Annotated in this window: 22 protein-coding genes and 1 tRNA gene; 18 read left to right on the top strand and 5 right to left on the bottom strand. The window is 72.3% G+C overall.

The annotated features are described in order from the left end of the window. Positions 1–58: 58 nt before the first annotated feature. The 4 genes from deoC to BGO45_RS05130 all read left to right on the top strand — a co-directional run bounded on the left by deoC (position 59) and on the right by BGO45_RS05130 (position 2,029). Entirely contained in the window at positions 59–724 is a 666-nt protein-coding gene (gene deoC / locus BGO45_RS05145) for a deoxyribose-phosphate aldolase (RefSeq protein ID WP_076494296.1), read from the top strand. Positions 725–795: 71 nt separating this feature from the next. Beyond that, positions 796–871 (top strand) — tRNA-Thr (locus tag BGO45_RS05140). Between the two features lie 149 nt (positions 872–1,020). After that, positions 1,021–1,416, top strand: coding sequence for a hypothetical protein (locus tag BGO45_RS05135; protein ID WP_292691490.1), 396 nt, complete (start codon positions 1,021–1,023; stop codon positions 1,414–1,416). Positions 1,417–1,453: 37 nt separating this feature from the next. After that, positions 1,454–2,029 (top strand): isochorismatase family protein, encoded by a 576-nt coding sequence (locus BGO45_RS05130; protein WP_292691488.1) that lies wholly within the window; start codon positions 1,454–1,456, stop codon positions 2,027–2,029. Here the strand turns inward: BGO45_RS05130 and BGO45_RS05125 are convergent. Next, a complete protein-coding gene (locus tag BGO45_RS05125) occupies positions 2,013–3,128 on the bottom strand; it encodes a HAMP domain-containing sensor histidine kinase (protein ID WP_292691486.1) in 1,116 nt (371 codons plus the stop codon). The genes BGO45_RS05130 and BGO45_RS05125 overlap by 17 nt on opposite strands. Positions 3,129–3,244: 116 nt before the next feature. After that, the gene (locus BGO45_RS05120; protein WP_292691484.1) at positions 3,245–4,831 is read right to left on the bottom strand and encodes a molybdopterin-dependent oxidoreductase; all 1,587 of its coding nucleotides are present in this window, start codon (positions 4,829–4,831) and stop codon (positions 3,245–3,247) included. 149 nt (positions 4,832–4,980) lie between these two features. On the opposite strand from BGO45_RS05120, the gene BGO45_RS05115 reads away from it, so the two are divergent. After that, positions 4,981–5,679, top strand: a complete 699-nt coding sequence (locus BGO45_RS05115; RefSeq protein ID WP_292691482.1) for a hypothetical protein — start codon at positions 4,981–4,983, stop codon at positions 5,677–5,679. Positions 5,680–5,699: 20 nt separating this feature from the next. Here the strand turns inward: BGO45_RS05115 and BGO45_RS05110 are convergent, their stop codons facing one another. Both BGO45_RS05110 and BGO45_RS05105 read right to left on the bottom strand, forming a co-directional pair. Beyond that, complete coding sequence (locus BGO45_RS05110; RefSeq protein ID WP_292691480.1) at positions 5,700–6,428, bottom strand: ABC transporter ATP-binding protein; 729 nt, start codon at positions 6,426–6,428, stop codon at positions 5,700–5,702. 37 nt (positions 6,429–6,465) lie between these two features. Further along, positions 6,466–7,941, bottom strand: a complete 1,476-nt coding sequence (locus tag BGO45_RS05105; RefSeq protein WP_292691479.1) for an ABC transporter permease — start codon at positions 7,939–7,941, stop codon at positions 6,466–6,468. 227 nt (positions 7,942–8,168) lie between these two features. On the opposite strand from BGO45_RS05105, the gene BGO45_RS05100 reads away from it, so the two are divergent. From BGO45_RS05100 to BGO45_RS05040, 13 genes are all read left to right on the top strand, one after another. Beyond that, the gene (locus tag BGO45_RS05100; protein WP_292691477.1) at positions 8,169–8,531 is read left to right on the top strand and encodes a hypothetical protein; all 363 of its coding nucleotides are present in this window, start codon (positions 8,169–8,171) and stop codon (positions 8,529–8,531) included. Beyond that, on the top strand, positions 8,531–9,505 hold the full coding sequence (locus BGO45_RS05095) for an FAD:protein FMN transferase (protein ID WP_292691475.1): 975 nt from the start codon (positions 8,531–8,533) through the stop codon (positions 9,503–9,505). Before BGO45_RS05100 ends, BGO45_RS05095 begins: the two co-directional genes overlap by 1 nt. Next, positions 9,498–10,088, top strand: coding sequence for a ferric reductase-like transmembrane domain-containing protein (locus BGO45_RS05090; protein WP_292691473.1), 591 nt, complete (start codon positions 9,498–9,500; stop codon positions 10,086–10,088). The genes BGO45_RS05095 and BGO45_RS05090 overlap by 8 nt, the downstream gene beginning before the upstream one ends. Continuing rightward, complete coding sequence (locus tag BGO45_RS05085; RefSeq protein ID WP_292691471.1) at positions 10,085–11,269, top strand: NADH-ubiquinone oxidoreductase-F iron-sulfur binding region domain-containing protein; 1,185 nt, start codon at positions 10,085–10,087, stop codon at positions 11,267–11,269. Before BGO45_RS05090 ends, BGO45_RS05085 begins: the two co-directional genes overlap by 4 nt. Beyond that, positions 11,266–11,472, top strand: coding sequence for a ferredoxin (locus BGO45_RS05080; RefSeq protein ID WP_292691470.1), 207 nt, complete (start codon positions 11,266–11,268; stop codon positions 11,470–11,472). Before BGO45_RS05085 ends, BGO45_RS05080 begins: the two co-directional genes overlap by 4 nt. Positions 11,473–11,512: 40 nt before the next feature. Beyond that, positions 11,513–12,247, top strand: a complete 735-nt coding sequence (locus BGO45_RS05075) for a response regulator transcription factor (RefSeq protein WP_175611116.1) — start codon at positions 11,513–11,515, stop codon at positions 12,245–12,247. Then, on the top strand, positions 12,244–13,764 hold the full coding sequence (locus BGO45_RS05070) for a cell wall metabolism sensor histidine kinase WalK (protein WP_292691468.1): 1,521 nt from the start codon (positions 12,244–12,246) through the stop codon (positions 13,762–13,764). Before BGO45_RS05075 ends, BGO45_RS05070 begins: the two co-directional genes overlap by 4 nt. A 66-nt stretch (positions 13,765–13,830) precedes the next feature. After that, positions 13,831–14,907 carry a phosphodiester glycosidase family protein gene (locus BGO45_RS05065; RefSeq protein WP_292691466.1) on the top strand — a complete coding sequence of 359 codons (1,077 nt, stop codon included), beginning with the start codon at positions 13,831–13,833 and terminating at the stop codon, positions 14,905–14,907. Positions 14,908–14,910: 3 nt separating this feature from the next. Then, complete coding sequence (locus tag BGO45_RS05060; RefSeq protein ID WP_292691464.1) at positions 14,911–16,041, top strand: bifunctional glycosyltransferase family 2/GtrA family protein; 1,131 nt, start codon at positions 14,911–14,913, stop codon at positions 16,039–16,041. Further along, positions 16,038–16,691, top strand: a complete 654-nt coding sequence (locus BGO45_RS05055) for a DUF4956 domain-containing protein (protein WP_292691462.1) — start codon at positions 16,038–16,040, stop codon at positions 16,689–16,691. Before BGO45_RS05060 ends, BGO45_RS05055 begins: the two co-directional genes overlap by 4 nt. Further along, complete coding sequence (locus BGO45_RS05050; RefSeq protein WP_292691460.1) at positions 16,688–17,533, top strand: VTC domain-containing protein; 846 nt, start codon at positions 16,688–16,690, stop codon at positions 17,531–17,533. The genes BGO45_RS05055 and BGO45_RS05050 overlap by 4 nt, the downstream gene beginning before the upstream one ends. Continuing rightward, complete coding sequence (locus tag BGO45_RS05045) at positions 17,518–19,086, top strand: carbohydrate-binding domain-containing protein (RefSeq protein WP_292691458.1); 1,569 nt, start codon at positions 17,518–17,520, stop codon at positions 19,084–19,086. Before BGO45_RS05050 ends, BGO45_RS05045 begins: the two co-directional genes overlap by 16 nt. Before the next feature lie 147 nt (positions 19,087–19,233). Then, positions 19,234–20,649, top strand: coding sequence for a glycosyltransferase (locus BGO45_RS05040; RefSeq protein WP_292691456.1), 1,416 nt, complete (start codon positions 19,234–19,236; stop codon positions 20,647–20,649). On the opposite strand, the gene BGO45_RS05035 is transcribed toward BGO45_RS05040, so the two are convergent. Further along, positions 20,639–20,911, bottom strand: a complete 273-nt coding sequence (locus BGO45_RS05035; protein WP_292691454.1) for a helix-turn-helix domain-containing protein — start codon at positions 20,909–20,911, stop codon at positions 20,639–20,641. The genes BGO45_RS05040 and BGO45_RS05035 overlap by 11 nt on opposite strands. Positions 20,912–20,947 lie beyond the last annotated feature (36 nt).

The following is a 20,947-nucleotide window of genomic DNA, read 5'->3' as shown; positions in this document are numbered from 1 at the left end:
AGCGCGCGGCGGGCGCGCGGAACGTAGGCTTGTCGTCGTCCCCGCCCGAAGGAGCACCATGACCACGCCCGACCTGGCCACCTACATCGACCACACGCTGCTCAAGCCCGAAGCGACCCGCGCCGACGTCGAACGCACCATCGCCGACGCCGCCGAGCTCGGCACGTACAGCGTCTGCCTGTCGCCGTCGTTCCTGCCGGTCGAGGTGCCCGAGGGGCTCAAGGTCGCCGTCGTCTGCGGGTTCCCCAGCGGCAAGCACCACGCCGAGGTCAAGGCCGCCGAGGCCGCGCTGTCGGTCGCCCAGGGCGCCGACGAGATCGACATGGTCATCGACATCGGTGCCGCCGTCGAGGGACGCTACGAGGTCGTGGAGGCCGAGATCCGCGCGGTCCGGGCCGCCGTCCCCGCCCCGACCGTGCTCAAGGTCATCATCGAAGCCGCCGCACTCTCCGACGAGGCGATCGTCGCGGTCTGCGAGGCCGCGGTCGCCGCGGGTGCCGACTTCGTCAAGACGTCCACCGGCTTCCACCCCGCCGGAGGGGCCAGCGTCCACGCCGTCGCGCTCATGAAGCGGACCGTCGGCGACCGCGCCGAGGTCAAGGCATCCGGAGGCATCCGCACCCGCGCCGCCGCCGAAGACATGATCGCCGCCGGCGCGACCCGCCTGGGTCTGTCGTCGAGCCGCGACATCCTCGCCGACCGCTCCGCCACCGGCGACTACTGAGCCGGCGCCGATTCGTCGGGTAGCCCGCTGAGCATGTAAGATCGATGATCGTGCACGCGTCAGCGGCGCGCGCCGCCTTAGCTCAGACGGCAGAGCGATTCACTCGTAATGAATAGGTCAAGGGTTCGATTCCCTTAGGCGGCTCCAGCACAAACCGAAAGGCCCGGGTTCCCCCGGGCCTTTCGTGTTCTCCCGTCCCGATCGGCGGCACGGACCGGGTTCCGACGGCCCGATAGGCTGAAGCTCCACCGTCGCGCCTCGGCGCGGAGACCATCGCCCCGCCCGCAGGAGCCCCCGTGTCGAACGTCGTCGATGTCGTCATCGAGCTCTTCACGTGGGTCGGTCTCGGGGCGGGAATCCTCCTCGCGGTGGCGGCCCTGATCCTCTACGTCGCCGACGGCACCTGGGTCCCCGTGCGCGCCGTGGTCGAAGAGGTCGAGGACCACCGCGTCGTCCGCTGGTTCGACGAGAACGGGGGAGTCAACGAAGCCCCCCTCTCGCCGCACGACGACGCCCGCATCGGCGACGCCGACATGGCCGATGTCTTCGCGCGCCGCGGGTCGCAGCATCGCATGCGGCTGACGCGCTCGTCGCCGCTGATCCGGTTCGTCTCCCTGCTCGCCGTGGGTGTCCTCGGGCTCGGCACGGTGGCGTTCGCCCTCTCGATCGTCCTGCTGTTCACCCGCGGATGACGGCTCCCGCCGCTCCGGCCGCGCGTAGGCTCGGGGCATGAGCCGGGCACTGTTCATCGTCGACGTCCAGAACGATTTCACCGAACGCGGCGCCCTGGGCGTCGTCGGCGGCGACGCGGTCGCCGAACGCATCTCGCGGTACCTCGATGCGCACGCCGACGACTACGCCGTCGTCGTCGCCTCGCGCGACTGGCACCACGGCGACGACGACAACGGCGGGCATTTCTCGGCCGAACCCGACTTCGTCGACACGTGGCCCGTGCACTGCGTCGGGGGAACCTACGGAGCCGACTACGACGAGGTGTTCGACACCCGCCGGGTCACCCACCACCTCAAGAAAGGGCAGGGCCGACCCGCGTACTCGCTGTTCGAGGGAGTGACCGACGACGGTCGCACCGCGACCGGCATCCTCGACGAGCACGGCATCCGCGACATCGACATCGTCGGTATCGCGACCGACTACTGCGTGCTCGCCTCCGCGCTCGACGCGCTCCGTGCCGGTCGCACGGTGCGGGTGCTGACCGACCTCGTCGCGGGGGTGCACCCCGATTCCAGCGCTGCGGCCCTGTCGGAGATCGAGACGGCCGGAGCGCGTCTCACTCGCTCGGAGTGACCTCGTCCTCGGCGCGGGGAATCGTCAGGGTCACGGTCGTACCGGCGCCCAGCTCGCTCGCGATCCGCACCGTGCCGCTGTGCTCCTGCAGGATGTGCCGGACGCTCGCCAGACCGATCCCGCTGCCCCCGTCGCGCGCGTCCGCCAGCCTCCCGCGTTCTCCTTCGTCGAGCACGGTCCGCAGGTCGTCGGGATGGATGCCACGACCCCGGTCCCGCACTGACACCGTGGCGCCCTCGTCGGTCTCGTAGACCTGCACGTCGATGACGTCGTCCGAGTACTTCGCGGCGTTCTCCAGCACGTTCGCGACGGCGCGGCGGAGGCCGAGGACGTCGCCCACGACCGGGACGGCATCCATCTGTCCATAGGCGATGCGGTGAGGGGCGTCGCCCGGGAGCACCAGGGCGACCGCGCCCCGCGCCACGAGGTCCAGGGTGACGCGGCGACGCCCGCGCTCGGGTCGCGCGTTCGCGTCGGACATGAGTGCCTGCGCCATCGCGACGAGGTGGTCGCTCGCCTCGCCCGCCAGGCGCAGGAGCCGATGGTCGGAGGGGAGCTCCTCGGCGATCAGGTCGAGATAGCCGCGAAGCGCAGTGACCGGCGACAGCAGGTCGTGCGCGAACGTCCTCTGCAGGGCGGCCTGCTCGTCGGCCGACTGCTTCTCGCTCGTGAGGTCGCGGACGATCTTGACGAACCCGAGCACCTGACCGGATTCGCTGCGGATCGCCGAGATCGTCACGCTCGCCCAGAACTCGCTGCCGTCCCGACGGACCCGCCAACCGATGTCCTCCACGTGTCCGTCGCGCTGCGCGGCGGCGAGGAGCTTGTTCGGGAGGCCGCGGCGGCGGTCCTCCTCGCGGTAGAAGCGGGAGAAATGCTCTCCCACGATCTCGTGCTCCGCGTAGCCCTTGATGAGTTCGGCTCCGGCGTTCCACCCGCGCACGATGCCGCCGCTGTCGAGCTTGACGATGGCGAACTGGTCGACCTGGCCGTCCCAGTCCGGCGGCAGGGTGCGCCGCAGGCTAGCGATGGGTCTGACCTCGTCGGGTGAGGCGGTCGCGACAGGGAACGGGGCGGTGTCGTCCTCGGCCACGCTCATGCGGCACGGCCGATGGGCGACGGGATGCTTGCTGAAGGCATGACCCGATCATGCCGGGGCGAGGGAGGGAAGACCAGCGCTTGACATGAGTCGTCCGCCGGACGGTTCGCGCACCGTCAGCGGACTGTGACAAGCGTGCGCTGCCAGCCGCTCGACCCGTTGGGCGCGATCGCGGCAGGTTCCTGGATCTGCACGTTGCCCTGGTTGTCGGTCGCGCGGACGGTGATGTAGTGCGATCCGGGCTGCGCGTCCCACTCGAGGACCCACTGGACCCACGACTGGTCGTTGATGGGCGTGGACAGCGTCGCCTGCTGCCAGTCGCCGTCGTCGATGCTGACCTCGACGGACTTCACCCCGATCGGTTGCGCCCACGCCATGCCCGCGATGGGTACCTTCCCCGCCGAGACCGGGGTGCCGATCTTGGGGGTGTCCACACGCGACGACATCTTGATGGGTGCCTCGGCCGAGTACCCGCGCGGGGTCCAGTAAGCCTCCATCTGATCGAATCGCGTGACGGTCAGCTTCGTCACCCACTTCGTCGCCGACACGTACCCGTAGAGGCCGGGCACCACCATGCGCACCGGGAAGCCGTGCTCGAACGGCAGCGGTTCGCCGTTCATGGCCACCGCGAAGATGGCGTCCAGTCCGTCGTCGGTGAGAGAACTCAACGGGGTGGATGCCGTGAACCCGTCGACGCTCTCGGAGAGCACCATGTCGGCGTCGCCCTGCGGCGAGGCCAGACGCAGCACGTCGCGGATGGGGACGCCCTGCCAGATCGCATTGCCGACGAGGCCTCCACCGACCTCGTTCGACACGCACGTGAGGGTCACGCCGTACTCGTCCAGGCCCATGGCGACGAGATCGTCGAAGGTCAACTCGACGGGCTTGTCGACCATGCCCTCGATGCTCAGACGCCACGTGGACGGGTCGACGTTCGGCACGGTGAGGGCGGTGTCGACACGGTAGAAATCGGCGTTCGGCGTGATGATCGGCGACAGGCCCGGGACGTCGAGCGACGCCCCCTCGGGCACGGTGACCGTGCTGCGGACCGCGGGAAGGCGCAGCGCATCGCGGGCGGCGGCAACCGACGCGGTGGCGGCGTTGACGACGCGCGCACCCACACCCACCACGACGGCGGTCGCGGCGGCGATGCCGGAGAGGAGGAAGAAGCCGCGGCGGTCGACGCCGGCCGCGGTCGCGTCGCCGTCGGAGGCCGCAGCGGACCACCGCCGCAGACGACGGCTCAGCAGGAGGAGGAGCACGACGCCGACCACGGTGCCGAGCACGGGCGGCAGCCAGGCGAGCGCGGTCGCACCCGCGCGCGTGACGATGGCGGCGGTGGCCAACGCCCCGCCGACGCCGAGAAGGATCGCTCCGACCGGGCGGAACCGGTACTCGACGATCCCGGCGATCGCGGCCGCGACAGCGGCGCCGAGCCCGACGCCGGCGAGCAGCGCGATCTTGTCGGACTCGCCGAACACGGTGATCGCGAACTCCTTCAGCGGGCGGGGCACGATGTCGACGATGAACGAGCCCACCGCCAGCACGGGGCTCGCGGATCGGGCCACGAGCACCGCGAACAGTTCGGCGACGGCGAGCAGGGACGCGGCCGAGACGAGTCCCGCGAGGGCGGCCCAGAACCACGCCCGCGGACGCCGGACGCTGGTCGGCTCGCCGGTGCGGGCCGCGGTGTCGGTGGTCATGGCATCCCTCTTCCTGGTCGACGACGCAGGAAGCATCGCCCTCATTCCGATATTCGGAGCGGAGGGGGGAACGGATCGGGCGGGAGGGTCCGCCGATACGCTGTGTGCACCCGCCCCGGGGCATCCGCCCGCGCGCGAGAGGAGCCGCCGTGACCGAGGTCGCCCGCTGGCTCGCCGCCCTGTCGACACTGGCGGGCCTGGGGCTCAGCCTCGGACTCAACCCCGCGCTGTACGCGGCGACCGCGGACGTCCTGGCCCAGAACACACGGATCGTCACGCGGATCGGGTGGATGATCGCGGGCCTCGCGGTCGGCGCGAGCGCGCTCTACGCCCTGCTGCAGGGCTTCGACCCGACCGCGCTGGTCACCGCGGCCGAGGAGCGGGCGACGGATGCGGTGCGCGACGCCCGGGTGGATGCCGCGGCGGGCGCGCTCTTCCTCGTCGGCGCCGTCGCGGTGACGGGGTGGAAGCTGCGCGAGCCGACGCGGCCACCGCGCGCGGCGACCGCTGCGCCGAGGACCCGCACCTGGAGCTATTTCGTGCTGGGGCTGGGGTGTTCCGTCGTCGGCTTCACGACCCTGCCGATCCTCTACTTGGCCGGCCGCGTCACCGATGGGGTGACGGGTGAACCGGTGTTGCGCATCGCCGCGTTCGCGGTGTTCCTCGTCGCGCTCGCCGCGCCCTTCGCGGGGTTGGCGGGCGCGTGGTCGCTGTTCCCGGCGACGGCGTCACGGATCGAGCGGATCTACGCCCGGCTCACACGGGCCGATCATCGCCTGCTCTACGGGGGCATCCTCGCCGCGGCGGGTCTCGTCTGCCTCACGGTGGCGCTGCTGCCGGTGCGCTGACGGCACCGGCAGCAGCGGCCTCACCCGCGCGTGATGTCGGTGATCCGACCGTTCGCGAGCCGCAGACGGCGCCGCGCGCGCCGTGCGACCGCCGAGTCGTGCGTCACCATGACGAGGGTGAGTCCCTCGGCGTTCAACGCCTCGAGGACGGCGAGGATCTCGTCGCGCATGTGCTCGTCGAGGTTCCCCGTGGGTTCGTCCGCGAGCAGCACGCGGGGCTGTTTGGCCACGGCCCGGGCGATCGCGACGCGCTGCTGCTGGCCCCCGGAGAGCTCGGTCGGGCGATGGTCGTGCCGGTCGGCGAGGCCCACACGTTCCAGTGCCTCCGTGACCCGCCGACGACGTTCGTCGCGGTCGAGGCCGAGGGGCTCGAGTCCCATGTCGACGTTCTCCGCCGCCGTCAGCGTGGGGATGAGGTTGAACCCCTGGAACACGAACCCGATCTCGGCCGCGCGCACGCGACCCAACTCGGCGTGGGACGCCCGGGCGATGTCGAGGTCGCCCAGGCGCACACTCCCGGCGGTGGGACGGTCGAGGGCGCCGAGCATCTGCAGCAGCGTCGACTTGCCCCCGCCGGTGGGGCCCTGGATCGTGACGAAGTCACCCGCCGCGATCTCGAGGTCGATGCCGTCCAGCGCCTTCACGGTGCGCTCGCGCTGACGGTAGGTACGGGTGACCCCCTCGAGGCGGTAGGCCGGTGTCGGCACGACGGGGTCGGGGGAAAGGGGCGGAATGCCGGTCATGGTCATGATGTCTCCCTGCGGGTGAGATGCGAACGGATGCCGGTCACGCGACCGAGCGGAGGGCGGCAGCGGGGCTGAGGCGCGCGGCGCGCCAGCCTCCGAAGGCTCCGGCGAACACGCCGCCGAGGACGGCGATCCCCACGGCCGCGACGACGACGGTGGGCGTGAGCGGGGCGTTGAGCACGATGTCGGTGGCCTGCGCGGCCGTCTGGCCGAAGCCGCCGCCGCCCATCCCGCGTCCGCCCTGACCGCCGGGACCCGTCGCCCCCGTCGAGGACGCGGTGACCGAGATCGTGGGCGAGATCACGTTGACGAGCAGGATGCCGCCGAGACCCAGGATCAGCCCCGCGGCGCCGCCGATGAGCCCCTGCACGAGCGATTCGCCGGCGACCTGGCGGACGACGCGGCCGTTGGACCAGCCGATCGCCTTCAGCGTGCCGAACTCCCGCGTGCGGCGGGCCACCCCGGAGAGCGTGAAGAGCACCGCCAGTGCGACCGCGACGGCCAGCACGACGATCGACAGCCACGTGCCGAGGTTGGTGATGAGCGAGGACGCGCTGGACAGCGAGCCCGAGACCGTCGAGGCGAGCTCGGACTGCGAGCTCACGGTCGCGTCGGGCAGAGCGGCCGTGACCTCGGCCTGGACGGTGTCGATGGCATCCGCGGAATCCGCCTGCACGTAGACCGTGGAGACGACCGCGCCGACACCGGCGAGGGACTGCGCGACGTCGAGCGGCAGGTACACGTTCGCCGCGGTGTCCGCGTCGGCGGAAGCGGAGGCGACGATGCCGACGATCTGCATCGTGGTGCCGCCGACGTCGATCGTCCCGCCGACGGTCAGGCTGTTGGTGGTGGCGTAGGTCGCGTCGACCACGGCGACGTCCGTTCCGGCGTCGGACGCGGTGAGCGCCCGTCCGTCCGAGACGGTGACGGAGGTCAGCGGGCCCACGGTCGCGGAGGGATCCACGCCGAGCACACTGAACGAGTCGATGCCGAACGCGCTGCCGCCGTCTCCGCCGGGCCCGCCGGACGGGGGCTCGCCGCCCATGCCGCCGCCCTGCGCGCCGTCGGTGCTCGTCCCCGAGTTCGCACTCCGGTCGGGGATCTGGCCCGAGAACGTGGTGTTGGTCAGCGCGAGAGCACCCGTGGCGGAGGCCACACCGTCCAGCCCGGAAACGGTCGTCACGGTCGAGGCATCCAGCGTCCCCCGCATCATGTCGGTCATCAGGCGGGACTGGCTGAGCGACGTCGTGCCATCGGAGGTCGAGCCGTCGTCGGCGCCGAAGTCGAACCGCGGACCGCCGCCGCCCTCGCCGGGCTGGGTCTGCGCGCCGGTGACGGTGAGGTCGGTGCCGACGCCGTACACCGACGACAGCGCCTGCGCCTGCGCGTCGCGCACCCCCGCCGAGAGGGCGTTCACGACGATCACGAGCGCGATCGCGACCGCCAACCCGACGGCGACGATCACGGTCTGTTTGGTGCGGCCGGCGAGTTCGCGCCGCAGGTACGTCCAGTACATGATTCTCCTTCCCGGCGCGGAGTGCGGCCGTGGTCCCGAAGGTAGGGACGGCGCCCTCACCGATCCCTCACGCTTCCTATGCAGGGGGTATGTCCGCGATCCGCTCCCGATCCACCGTCCCCCGGTCGCACAGCGGACGCATAGACATCGCAGAGACGGCGCATCGAATCGGTGAGTGCTGCTCTTGTCGGCGGTCGTGACGATGGGGCCATCGAAAGGAGGCACCGATGAGTGCTCTGCAGAAGATGTGGCTCCGCACCCGGGTGGCCACCGCCATGGTCGCGGCCCTCAGCGCCGGCGCCGTCGTGGTCATCGCCGCCGGGGTGGTCGACGGATCCTCGGCGACCGAGGCCGCGACGACCACCACGACGTCCGACACCGCCGACTCGACGGTCACGCCGACGCCCTCGGCGACCACGGCCACCACGACGACCGACGACGCGGCCGCGACCGGCACCTCCGCGTCCGACGGCACCGCGAGCGGGTCGAGCTCGGGAGCCTCGACCTCGGAGACCTCGACGGGTTCGTCATCCGGCTCGGTCTCCTCGTCACAGTCCACGCGATCCGACGCCACCTCGAGCGGGTCGTGATGCGCGCCTCCTCCCTGTGGGGCCTCTGGTCCACCGAAGCGACCCTCGTCGTCGACAGCGACGCGGAACGTCTGCCGCGCGGCATCCGCGACGTCGACGACCTCCGCGACGCCGCCGTCGAGATCGCGGATCGCGAACTCGCGCTCGTCGACGCGGCCGTCAGCCGCTTCCGCGGCGACTCCGAGATCAACCGCATCGCGAGCGATCTGCCGCGGGGAGTGAGCATCAGCGCCCTGCTCACGGAGTACGTCGGCGCGGCCCTCGACGCGGCACGGCTCACCGAGGGAGCCGTCGACCCGACCCTCGGCCGTCACCTGAGCGCGCTCGGTTACGACCGCGACATCGCCCTCATCCTCGACGACGACGACCGACCGGTGCGGGCCGTCGCGACGGACGTCGCGGGGTGGCAGCGGGTGGAGCTGCGCGGCCGAGGCCTCCGGGTCCCGGCGGACCGAGCGCTTGACCTCGGCGCCACGGCCAAGGCCCTGGCCGCGGACCGCGTGGCCGCGACCATCGCCGCGCGCCTGGACTGCTCGGTGCTGCTGTCGCTCGGCGGAGACGTCTCCACGGCGGGCCCCGAACCGCGCGACGGATGGCACGTGCGCGTGCAAGACCTGCCCGACGAGCCGGCGACGACCGTGCGGGTGACGGCGGGGCACGCCGTGGCGACCTCGAGCACCCTTCGGCGCCGGTGGCGCCGCGGCGGCGAGACGATGCACCACATCCTCGATCCCCGCACGGGGCTCCCCGCCGATCCGGTCTGGCGCACCGTCACGGTCGCCGCGTCGCGCTGCGTCCTCGCCAACGCGTACGCCACCGCCGCGATCGTCAGAGGCGCCTCGGCCCTCGAGTGGCTCGCCGACCGGGCGCCCGCGCGCCTCGTCGACCAGCAGGGTCGGGTCCACACCGTCGGCGGCTGGCCGGCGGAACCCGTTCTCGCGCACGCGACGGGGGAGGCGACGACCCGTGGATGAGGCGCTGTGGGCCCTGGGTCGCGGCACCGGGGTCGTCGGACTCGTGCTGTTCAGCCTCGCCGTCGTCGGCGGCATCGTCGTCCGCTCGGGCGCGCCGCTGCCGGGTCTCGGGCGGTTCGGCGCCGCGCGCCTGCACCGCGACATCGCCCTCCTCGCGACGGTGTTCATCGGCATCCATCTGGTGTCGCTGCTGTTCGACAGCTACGCGCAGCTCGACATCGTCGACTTCTTCGTGCCCTTCCTCGCGGCCTACCGTCCGGTGTGGCTCGGACTCGGCACGCTCGCGATCGACCTCGTGCTCGCGGTGGTCGTGACCGCGCTGCTCCGGCGCCGGATCGGTGCCCGCGTCTTCCGTTTCGTCCACCGCGGCACCTACCTGCTGTGGCCCCTGGCCCTCGCCCACGCGATCGGTGCGGGAACGGATGCCGGGGAGCCGTGGTTCCTCGCCACTGCGGCGGCGTGCGCTGTTGCGGTCGCCGCGGCCGTGGGGTGGCGTCTGGTCCTCCGGTCCCGCGAACGCCGGGCGACCGGGCTCGTCGCCGACGTCGACCGTCCGCGGGCGCGTGCGGGGGTGGCGTCATGACCGCGCCGATCCTCCTGCGGGCCGGCGATCCCGGCCTGGCCGCCCACGCGGCGGTGTTCGGGTCTCGCCCGTCGCCGTCGCTCGACGGCCTCCTCGGCGAGCTCGAGGCCGCGGGCCTCGACGGGAGAGGCGGCGCCGGATTTCCCGTGCACCGCAAGCTCGCCGCCGTGGCGCGGGCTTCGGCGCGCGGGGGCGCCCCGATCGTGGTCGGCAACGGCAGCGAGGGCGAGCCGCTCAGCGCGAAGGACCGGGTGCTGCTGCAACGCGCCCCGCACCTGGTCCTCGACGGACTGCTGATCTGCGCCGAGGCGCTGGGGTCCGATGAGGCCCACCTCGTGGTGCACGCCGACGCGCGCTCGGTGGCGGAGAGGGCGCTGGCCGAACGCAGCGATGCCGGAATCGTCCGGCTGCACGTCGCCGATCACGGCTTCGTCGGAGGAGAGGCGTCGGCGCTCGTCGCCGGAGTGTCCGGACGACCCGGGGTGCCCTCCGATCGCATCGTCCGCCTCGCGGAGCGGGGCCTGCGCCGGAGACCGACGCTCGTGCAGAACGTCGAGTCGCTGGCCCAGGTGGCGGTGATCGCCCGCACCGGCGCCGACCGGCACCGGAGTCGCGGTCGCGCCGGCGACGCCGGAACACGGCTGGTGAGCGTCAGCACGCCGGGGGAGACGCCGATCGTGCTCGAGGTCGACGGGGGAACGGCGATCGCCGAGATCCTCACGGCGACCGGGGTCACGCGAGACCCCGCGGCCGCCCTCGTCGGCGGGTTCCACGGCACGTGGCTCCCGCGGGAGGCGCTCGACGCGGCCCTCTCGCCCCGCGGCCTGGCGGAGTGGGGCGCGTCCCCGGGCTCGGGCGTGCTCCACGTGCTCTCCGGCGGAGACTGCGGCATCCGCGCGACGGCCGACATGCTCGCGTTCCTCGCGGCGGCGTCCGCCCGGCAGTGCGGGCCGTGCCTGAACGGTCTCCCCGCCATCGCCGGGTCGATGCGGGCGCTCGCCGCGGGGCGGGACACCCGGGACGAACTCCGACGCCTCGCCGGACTCGTCGACGGTCGGGGGGCCTGCGCGCACCCCGACGGGACGGTCCGCCTGCTGCGGAGCGCGCTGACGGTGTTCGCGGACGATGCGCAGGCCCACACGGAGGGTCGCTGCCGGGCGGGAAGAAGGGTGAGGTCATGACGAAGAACCTGCACGTGGACTGGACGGCCTGTACGGGCCGCGGGGTCTGCGCCGAGCTGCTGGCGGGCGTGGTCCGCACCGACGACTGGGGGTACCCCCTCGCCGAGGGCGGCACCGACATCGTCGTGCCCGCGGGCCGCGAACGCGACGCCCGGGATGCCGCGGCCCTGTGCCCGCGCCTGGCGCTGACCTGGAGAGGCTGATGTCGGCGCGATCGGCTCGCCCCGGCCGCGCGGAGAGGGCATGCTGAACCCCATGGTCATCGCACGGCATCCGCTCTCCCGCCCCGACGGATCGCCGATCCGCGCGCTCGTCGTCGACGACGAGGTCAACCTCGGCGAGTTGCTGCGCATGGCGATGACCAACGAGGGGTGGGAGGCCCGCGCGGTGACGAACGGCCGCGACGCCCTGGACGTCATCCGGGAGTTCGATCCCGACCTGCTCGTGCTCGACGTGATGATGCCTGGCATCGACGGCGTCGAGCTGCTGACCCGCGTGCGTGCCGGCGGCAACGACGTGCCGGTGCTCTTCCTCACCGCGAAGGACGCCGTGGAGGACCGCATCGCGGGGATCGCGGCCGGCGGCGACGACTACGTCACCAAGCCCTTCAACCTCGAGGAGGTCGTGCTGCGCCTGCGCGGCATGGCCCGCCGTCACGTGGCCGCCGCGGCCGAGGCCGACAGCCTCCTGCGGGTGGGTGACCTGTCGCTCGACGAGGACGCGTACGAGGTCCAGCGGGCAGGGGTCGCCATCAAGCTCACCGCGAAGGAGTTCGAGCTGCTCCGCTACCTCATGCAGAACGCGCGACGGGTCGTGAGCAAGACGCAGATCCTCGACACCGTGTGGGGGTACGACTTCGGCGGGAGCAGCGGGGTGGTGGAGATCTACATCTCGTACCTCCGGCGCAAGATCGACGCACTCGGCGAGCCGCTGATCCACACCGTTCGCGGTGTCGGATACACCATCAAGTCCTCATGAGCCGCCGGCCGCTGACGCTGCAGAGGGCGCTCGTGATCGGCGCGAGCGCCCTGGTCGCCGTCGCGCTCCTGATCATGAGCGTCGCCACCATCACCGCGCTCCGCGCCTTCGTCTACGACCGGCTCGACGAACAGGTGCAGGGCGGCCTGATGATGGTGGGCGGGCCGCGCGACGGCGGGCACGGGCAGTCGTCCGGTGCGGACGCGGGGGCGTCCTCCACGCCCGCACCCACCCCGTCCGGCAGCGGGAGCGGGTCCGGAGGGCGGGGGCCGTCGCCGCGCGTCGGATCGCTGCAGCTCGTGATCGGGGCGGACGGGAGCGCGCAGTCCTCCAGCTACACGCAGTCGGACGGAACGGTCGTCACGCTCTCGGCCGATCAGATCGCGATCCTCCAGGCCGCCGTGCCGACCGACGGCGTCCCCGTCACGGCGGATCTCGGCGGAGACCTCGGTGCGTTCCGCGTCGCGGCGCGCGACTCGAACGGATTGACGGTGTTCTCGGGGATCTCGCTCGCCGACTCGGCGGCGACGACGACCGCACTGACGACCATCCTCATCGCGGTGGGGGCGGCGACGCTCCTCGCGGCGATCGCGGGACTGTCCTTCCTCGTCCGCCGGGCACTGCGCCCGCTGGACCGCGTGGCCGCGGTCGCGCAGCGGGTGTCGGGGCTCTCGCTCGGCCGCGGCGACGTCGACATCCCCGACCGGGTGGCGCCGGCCGACACCGACACCCGGACCGAGGTCGGACGGGTCGGTGCGTCCCTGAACGACCTGCTCGGTCACGTGCAGGCCGCGCTCGCCGCCCGCGCGCACAGTGAGAACGAGCTGCGCCGTTTCATCGCGGATGCCAGCCACGAGCTCCGCACACCGCTCGCCAGCGTCCGCGGCTACGCGCAGCTGACGCTGTCGGGGCCCGAACCGATGTCGTCGACGCAGCAGCGCTCGCTCGAGCGGATCGAATCGGAGTCCCGCCGGATGACGACGCTCGTCGAGGATCTGCTGCTCCTCGCGCGGCTCGACGCGGGCCAGCGGCTGCGGGTGGACGACGTCGAGCTGCCGCTGCTGGCGATCGACGCGGTCAGCGACGCGCAGGCCGTCGACCGCGACCGGGAGTGGCGGCTGGACGTCGCCTCGGACGACCCGCTGACCGTGCCCGGCGACGAGGACCGCCTCCGCCAGGTGGTCGCGAACCTGCTGCGCAACGCCCACACGCACACGCCGCCCGGGACCGTCGTGACCACCACCATCCGACGCGAGGGCGACGAGGCCGTTCTGAGCGTGACCGACACCGGGCCGGGGATCGACCCGGTCGTGGCCGACACGCTGTTCGAGCGGTTCGCGCGGGGCGACCGGGCGCGCAACCGCGACGCGGGCAGCACCGGTCTGGGGCTCTCCATCGCGCAGGCGATCGTGGCCGCGCACGGCGGTTCGCTCGACGTGCGGAGCCGCCCGGGCGAGACGACCTTCACGGTGCGGTTGCCCGCGTTCCGCTCCTCGCCGGTCACAGCAGACGCATAGCCTTCCACAGCCCACGCCGAGGAGCGGGGAGGGACCGGTTAGTGCCCCGTCCGTAGACAAGGGGGCATGGACAACGCCCCCCGCCCCACCGGATCCCCGGACGATCGAGAGCCCGTCGCGGGCGTCTCGCCCGACCCGTCGTCACCGGTTCCCCTGGCGACGCCGGCCCCGCGGCGCGCGGGCGCGGGTCGCATCGTCACCCGGCGCACCGTGCTCCTGGGCGGGGCCGCGGCTCTGCTCACCGTCGGCGGCGCCGCATGGTGGGCCGCCGACAGGTTCCTCATCCCGCACGTCGAGGTCGCCGACGTCACCTCCTACGAGGCGCAGCACGTCAGCTCGGAGGCCAGCGCGGCGGCCGAGGCCGCGGCGAGCGCGACAGCCGCCGCGACGACCACGCTGACCGACACGACGTTCAGCGACGGCGCGACCTCCATCGCGCTGTCGACCGTCTCCACGGGTTCGGGCTCATCGGCTCTCACGTACTACGTGGCCGACGTGACCCTGGGGGATGCCACGGCCCTGCGCTCGGCCTTCGCCGACGACCAGTTCGGCGAGAACATCATCCAGACCACGAGCGAGATCGCGCAGGCGCACGGCGCCGTGTTCGCGATCAACGGCGACTACTACGGCTTCCGTTCGACGGGGATCGAGATCCGCAACGGCGCCGTCTACCGCGACGAGCCCGCCCGGCAGGGGCTCGCCTTCTTCCTCGACGGGCAAGTCGAGGTCTACGACGAGACGCAGACCTCCGCCGATGCCCTCCTGGCCGCGGGCGTCTGGAACACCGTCAGCTTCGGTCCCGCGATCGTCGAGAACGGCACGGCGGTGGCGGGCATCGACTCCGTCGAGATCGACACGAACGTCGGCAACCATTCGATCCAGGGCGATCAGCCCCGCACGGCCATCGGCGTGATCGCGGACAACCATCTCGTCTTCGTCGTGGTCGACGGCCGCCAGGAGGGGTACAGCGCGGGTGTCACCCTGCCCGAGCTCGCCGAGATCCTGATCTCCCTCGGGGCCACCACCGGGTACAACCTCGACGGCGGCGGCAGCTCGACGATGTACTTCAACGGCAGCGTCGTCAACTCTCCGTCCAACGGCGGCGAGCGCGGCACCAGCGACATCCTCTACGTGGCGGGCTGAGCGGTGTTCGTCCTGATCCCCGCCTTCGAACCCGGACCGGCGCTCCCGCGTCTGGTCGCCGACCTCCGGCACGCCGACCCCGATCTCGACGTCCTCGTCGTCGACGACGGGAGCGGTCCGCGGTTCGCGGAGGTGTTCGCGGATGCGCGGGACGCCGGCGCGCGGGTCGTAATGCACGACGTCAACCGCGGCAAGGGTGCGGCCCTGAAGACGGGCCTGGCCGACATCGCGGTCCACGGTCCGGATGCCGATGTCGTCACGGCCGACGCCGACGGGCAGCACACGCCCCTCGACGTCCTGCGCGTGGCCGACGCACTCCGTGAGGACGCCGGGCGCGGGCGCAGCGCCCTCGTCCTCGGGGTCCGGGACTTCGGTGGAGACGTCCCGTTGCGCAGCCGCGTCGGCAACGCGGTCGCCCGCGGGCTCTTCCGCGTCGCGACCGGGCGCCGCGTGACCGATACGCAGACGGGCCTGCGTGGCATCCCCGCCGATCGGATCGCCTGGGCGCTCGGCATCCCGGGTGAGGGGTTCGAGTACGAGCAGCGCATGCTCCTGCGGCTCGCTCCCGACGGGGTGGCCGTGCGCGAGGTGCCCATCACGACCGTGTACCTCGCGCGCAACGCCTCGAGCCACTTCCGTCCCGTGCGGGACTCGCTGCGGGTGCTGCTCCCGGTGCTGCTGTTCGCCTCGTCGTCGCTCGCGGCGTTCGTCGTCGACACGGTCGCCTTGTTCGTCCTCGACCTCTTGACGGGATGGTTGGTCCCCTCGATCGTCGCCGCCCGCCTCCTGTCGGCCACGGTGAACTTCGTCGTCAACCGCCGCATGGTGTTCCGTGCCCGCGATCAGGCGCTGACGGGACAGGCCGTCCGCTACGGCGTGCTCGCGCTGGCGCTCCTGGCCTCGAACATCGCGTGGATGTCCTTCCTCACCGAGAACGGCCTCGCGCTGCTGCCGGCGAAGGTCGTCACCGAGGGCGTCCTGTTCATCTTGAGCTACGGCGTGCAACGCACCCTCGTCTTCCCCCGTGCAGACGCCTCGCCGCCCGCGCCCACCGCCCGCGTCGACACGGCACCGCGCGTGACCGCGGATCCGGATGCCATGACCACCACACCCACCACAGGGAGAATCCGATGACCACCACCGCCCTTCTGCTGGCCGCCACAGATCTGGTCGCCGCCGTCGTCCTCAGCGCCGTGTACTTCCACCGGCACCGCCGTCGCGATCTCGTGGTCGCCTTCCTCGGTGTGAACGTGGGCGTGCTCGCCGTCGCGACCGTGCTCGGCACGGCCGAGGTCGCGCTGGGGCTGGGGCTCGGACTCTTCGGCGTGCTGTCGATCATCCGGCTGCGCTCGAGTGAGATCAGCCAGCGCGAGGTGGCGTACTACTTCGCCGCCCTGGCGGTCGGCCTCATCTGCGGCCTGCCCCACACCGACCTCGCGACGCCGCTGCTGCTGGTGGGCCTGATCGTCGCGGTGCTCGCGATCGCCGATCACCCGCGCCTGCTGTCGCGCGCGCGGCACCAGACGGTGCACCTGGATCGGGCGATCGCCGACGAGACCGAGCTGCGGGCCGAGCTCGGCCGTCTGCTCGGCGGCGAGGTCACCGCGATGACGGTGCAGCAGCTGGATCTGGTGGATGACACCACGCTCGTGGACGTGCGCTACCGGGTGCGCCCCGGTGCGGCTCCGACCGCGACCCGGGTGGACCCGGGCCTCGGTTCCGAGGTGCGGGCGTCCGCTCCGGCCGACACCGGGTTCGCCGACCTCCTCGGGGGCGGGCGATGAGCGCCCGCGCGCGCATCGGCGCCGCGCTGGACGTGCTGCCCCCGGTCTCCCTCGAAGAGCTCACGGAGGATGCCGCTCTGCTCACGCGTGTGGATCGCAAGTACCTCGTGCCGCTGGCCTCCGCGGCTGAGCTGCTCGAAGAGCTCGGGCGTCGGCCGCACGCCCCACGGGTGCTGGAGATGGACGCACGCCGTGAGATGGCGTACCGGTCGGTGTACTTCGACACCCCCGATCTGCTGAGCTTCCGCCTCGCGGCGCACGGGCGTCGGCGGCGGTTCAAGCTGCGGACGCGTTCGTACCTGGACACCGGTTCCACGTTCCTCGAGATGAAGACCCGCGGGGCGCGCGGTTCCACGCAGAAGGATCGCGACGCCTACGCCGACGCGGTGCCCGACCGTCTGACGCCCGCCGCCCGCGACGAGGTCGCCCTCGCCCTGGATGCCATCGGCATCCCCGCCGCGCGCGCCGACGACCTCGACTCGCGCCTGCGCACCCTCTACCGGCGCGCGACGCTGCTCCTCCCCGGTGAGGGGGGCGGGCCGTCCTCCCGGGCCACCGTCGACCTCGATCTGGAGTGGGTCGATGCAACCGGCCGCGGTTTCCTCCTGCCGCGTTTCGCGATCGTCGAGACGAAGTCGCCGGGCCAGGCGGGCCGTCTCGATCGTGCCCTGTGGCGTGCGGGTCACCGGCCCCAACGCATCAGCAAGTACGCCACGGGCCTCGCCGCCCTCCATCGCGACCTGCCCCGCAACCGCTGGTCGAGGGTCCTCGCGGGTCCCCTCGCCACCGCCGTCCCCACTTCCCGCCCCGACCGAAAGGACGTGCCATGCGTCGCCGCCTGATCCCCTTCACCCTTCCCCTGGCCGTGGCCGGTCTCGTCCTGGCCGGGTGCGCGGTCACCGCCCCACCGGCGTCCGTCGGCGACACGTCGGTCTCGACCTCGCAGACCAGTACCGAGGCGATCACCGAGGTGGACTCGACGATCCCGGCGGCCGCCGCGGAGATGCTCGCCGCGAACGCCGACGGCACGGTGGTCAAGGACGACGAGTGGAACATCGCGGATGCCGTCGACGTCACCCTTTCGGGCGCCACCGCGACGAGTGACTCGTCGTCCGTCGCGGTCGACGGCTCGACCGTCACGATCTCCGCCGCCGGCGTCTATCGCCTCAGCGGCACCCTCGACGGCCAGGTGGTCGTGGACGCCCCGGAGGACGCCCTGGTCGTGCTCGTCCTCGACGGCGCCACCGTCACGAACACCGGCGGTGCGGCCGTCCACGTCGTCTCGGCGGATGACGTGGCGATCGCCCTCGCCGCGGGGTCGACGAACACGATCACCGCGGCGAGCTCGGCCGACGCCGACGCGAGTGCGGCGATCTACGCCGACACCGACCTCACGATCTCCGGATCCGGCAGCCTCTCGGTCACGGACTCCGGCAACGACGGGATCTCCGCCACCGACGACCTCGCGATCATCGGCGGCACGATCACCGTGGATGCCGCCGACGACGGCCTGCGCGGCAAGGACTCGCTGGTGGTGAAGGACGGCACCGTGTCGATCACCGCGGGCGGCGATGCGCTCAAGAGCGATCAGACCGACGACGCCACGAAGGGCTACGTCTGGATCGCCGGGGGCACCGTCGACGCGACCGCCGGTGATGACGGCGTCGACGCGCAGACCGACGCCGTCATCACCGGAGGCGCGATCACGCTCGCGACCGATGACGACGGCATCCATTCCGAGACGGCTCTGGCCATCGCCGGTGGACAGGTCGACATCACCCGGTCCTACGAGGGCATCGAGTCGGCCGACATCCGCATCGCCGGCGGAGCGACGAGCGTCACCTCCTCCGACGACGGCGTGAACGCCTCGGGGAACTCCACGTCGAGCGGCGGCATGGGCGGGGGTGGAATGCAGGACTCCGGCGAGACGCTCACCATCTCCGACGGAACCCTGCTGATCGACGCCGACGGCGACGGCCTGGACTCCAACGGCACCATCACGATGACCGGGGGAGACGTCACCGTCTACGGCCCCACCGCGAACGACAACGGCGCGCTCGACTCCAACGGCGGGATCACCGTCTCGGGCGGCACCCTCGTCGCGATCGGCAGCAGCGGAATGGCCGAGTCTCCGGAGACCTCCTCGCCGCAGGGATGGCTCGCCGCGGCGGTCGACGGCTCCGACGGTTCGTCGATCCGGATCACGGATGCCACGGGCGCGGTCATCGCGTCGTACGTCGGCGCGAAGGACTTCCAGACGGTGGTGTTCTCGTCGTCCGCGATCACCTCGGGCCAGTCGTACACGGTGACCGTGGACGGCACCTCGACGACGGTGACGGCCGGTGAGGCCGTGGCCGGCGGGATGGGAGGAGGAATGGGCGGCGGTCGCCCCTGATCGGCCGCCGCGGGTCGTGGACCGGGACCGCTCCGCCCGCTCCACGACCCGCTGTCGTTCCCAGCCCATTCATAAGAACGCTTAGCCGGGGGAGAGTCCCCGGTCCCTACCGTCGAGATCCGTTCCCCCGACACGCAGGAGACCGCCATGACCGGACCGCTCGACGCCGACGTGGTGGTGCTGACCAGCCGATTCGCGCCCGACCGGGACGGGGGCTATGCGGTGGCGGTCCTGTCCCGGCTCCTCGCCCTGCACAGCGCCGGGGTACGGCATCCCCTGCTTCTCACACTCGATGTGGGTTCGCCCCGTGACCGGGAGCGCGCCGTCGCGTACGCGCACGCCCACGGGGTGCCGGCGGGGTCCTTCACGATGCGGAACCTGTTCGACGAGGCCGTCCGCGATCCGCGTCGGCTCCGCGCGCAGGCACGCCCCGGCGGGCGGACGCCGGGCGTGGCCTACCGCGAGCTCCGCGACGACCATGGGGCGCTCGTCGTGTCGCTGCCGGTCGTCGCCGACGCGGCCTGGCACCTCTCCGAGGCGAACGTGGTGATCCACGGGGGAGAGGGCGACCGCGTGCTCCCCGGGTTCGCGGCGCTGTACGTCGCCTGGCTCTCGCACGTCGCCGACGACCTGCGCACCGCGGCGGGCGACGCGGGGCGGCCGCTGGTCGTGATCTGCGAGTCGCGACAGATCGGCGAGACGCTCGGCCGGTGGTGCGATCCTCGGGTGCGCATCGTGCACACCGTCCACAACTCCCACCTCGCGCACCCGTTCGATGCCGCAGCGCCGGTGCGCGACGAGGGATGGCGGCGCTGGCTGGACGCGCTCGACGGCTTCGACCTGGTGCTCTGGCCGACCCTCGCGCAGGCGCGCGAGGTCGACGAGCGATTCCCGCACCGCGCGCGCTTCGCCACGGTGCCCTCGGCGATCCTGCCGCGCCGGGCGGCCCGGGTCGCGTCGCGCCGCCGTGACGACGTGGTGGTCATGGCGTGCCGTCTGGTCGAACAGAAGCGCGTCGACCTCGCCGTGCTCGCGTGGGAGGAGGTCGTCCGCGAGCGGCCGGGCGCCCGCCTGGAGATCTACGGCGACGGACCGTTGCGGGAACAGCTCCGCACGATGATCCGGGACCGCGGTCTGCGGGGCGCCATCCGCTTGCGCGGACACGACGACGATGTGCGTGCGGCGATCGACAGGGCCCGTGTCTTCCTGTCGACCAGCGCGTTCGAAGGACAGGGCCTCGCCATCGTCGAAGCCCTGTCGGCCGGGGTGCCGGTGGTGTCGTTCGACGTGCGCTACGGACCGGCCGAGGTGATCGGCGACGGCGGCATCCTCGTCTCCCCGGGCGACCTGTCGGGCCTTTCCACCGCGATCCTCTCGTTGCTTCAGGACGAGGAGCAGTGGGACCGGACGTCGGGACGGGCGCGGCTCGCCGCCACGCGCTTCACGCCCGACCGGGTGGGCGTGCAGCTGCGCCGCGAGCTGGATGCGGTCCTCGCGGGCCCCGCGAGTCGGCTCGCCTGCTCCCGCGGTGCAACGGACCGAGTCGCGTCCGTCAGCCCTTGAGTGCGCGGAGGAGCTCGCCGACCGGGTGGTTGCTCTCGAGGGGATGCCGGAGGGGCAGGTCTTCGACGCAGTCGTAGCGGTTGCGGCGCCCTTCCTTGGTCCGGCGCAGGTAGCCGGAATCGACGAGGTCGGTCAGGATGCCCTGCGCGGTGCGCTCGGTGATGCCGACGGCATCCGCGATCTCACGCACCCGAGCACCGGGATCGCGGGCCACGTAGATGAGCACGTGGGCGTGATTCGTGAGGAACGTCCACTGGCCCATCGGATCATCATAGCCGCGGGCCACGACAGGAGATGA

The sequence above is a fragment of the Microbacterium sp. 71-36 genome, assembly GCF_001898305.1.
GTDB lineage: Bacteria > Actinomycetota > Actinomycetes > Actinomycetales > Microbacteriaceae > Microbacterium.
Note: the sequence above shows the minus strand (reverse complement) of the source record. Positions and strands in the feature narration are given on the sequence as shown.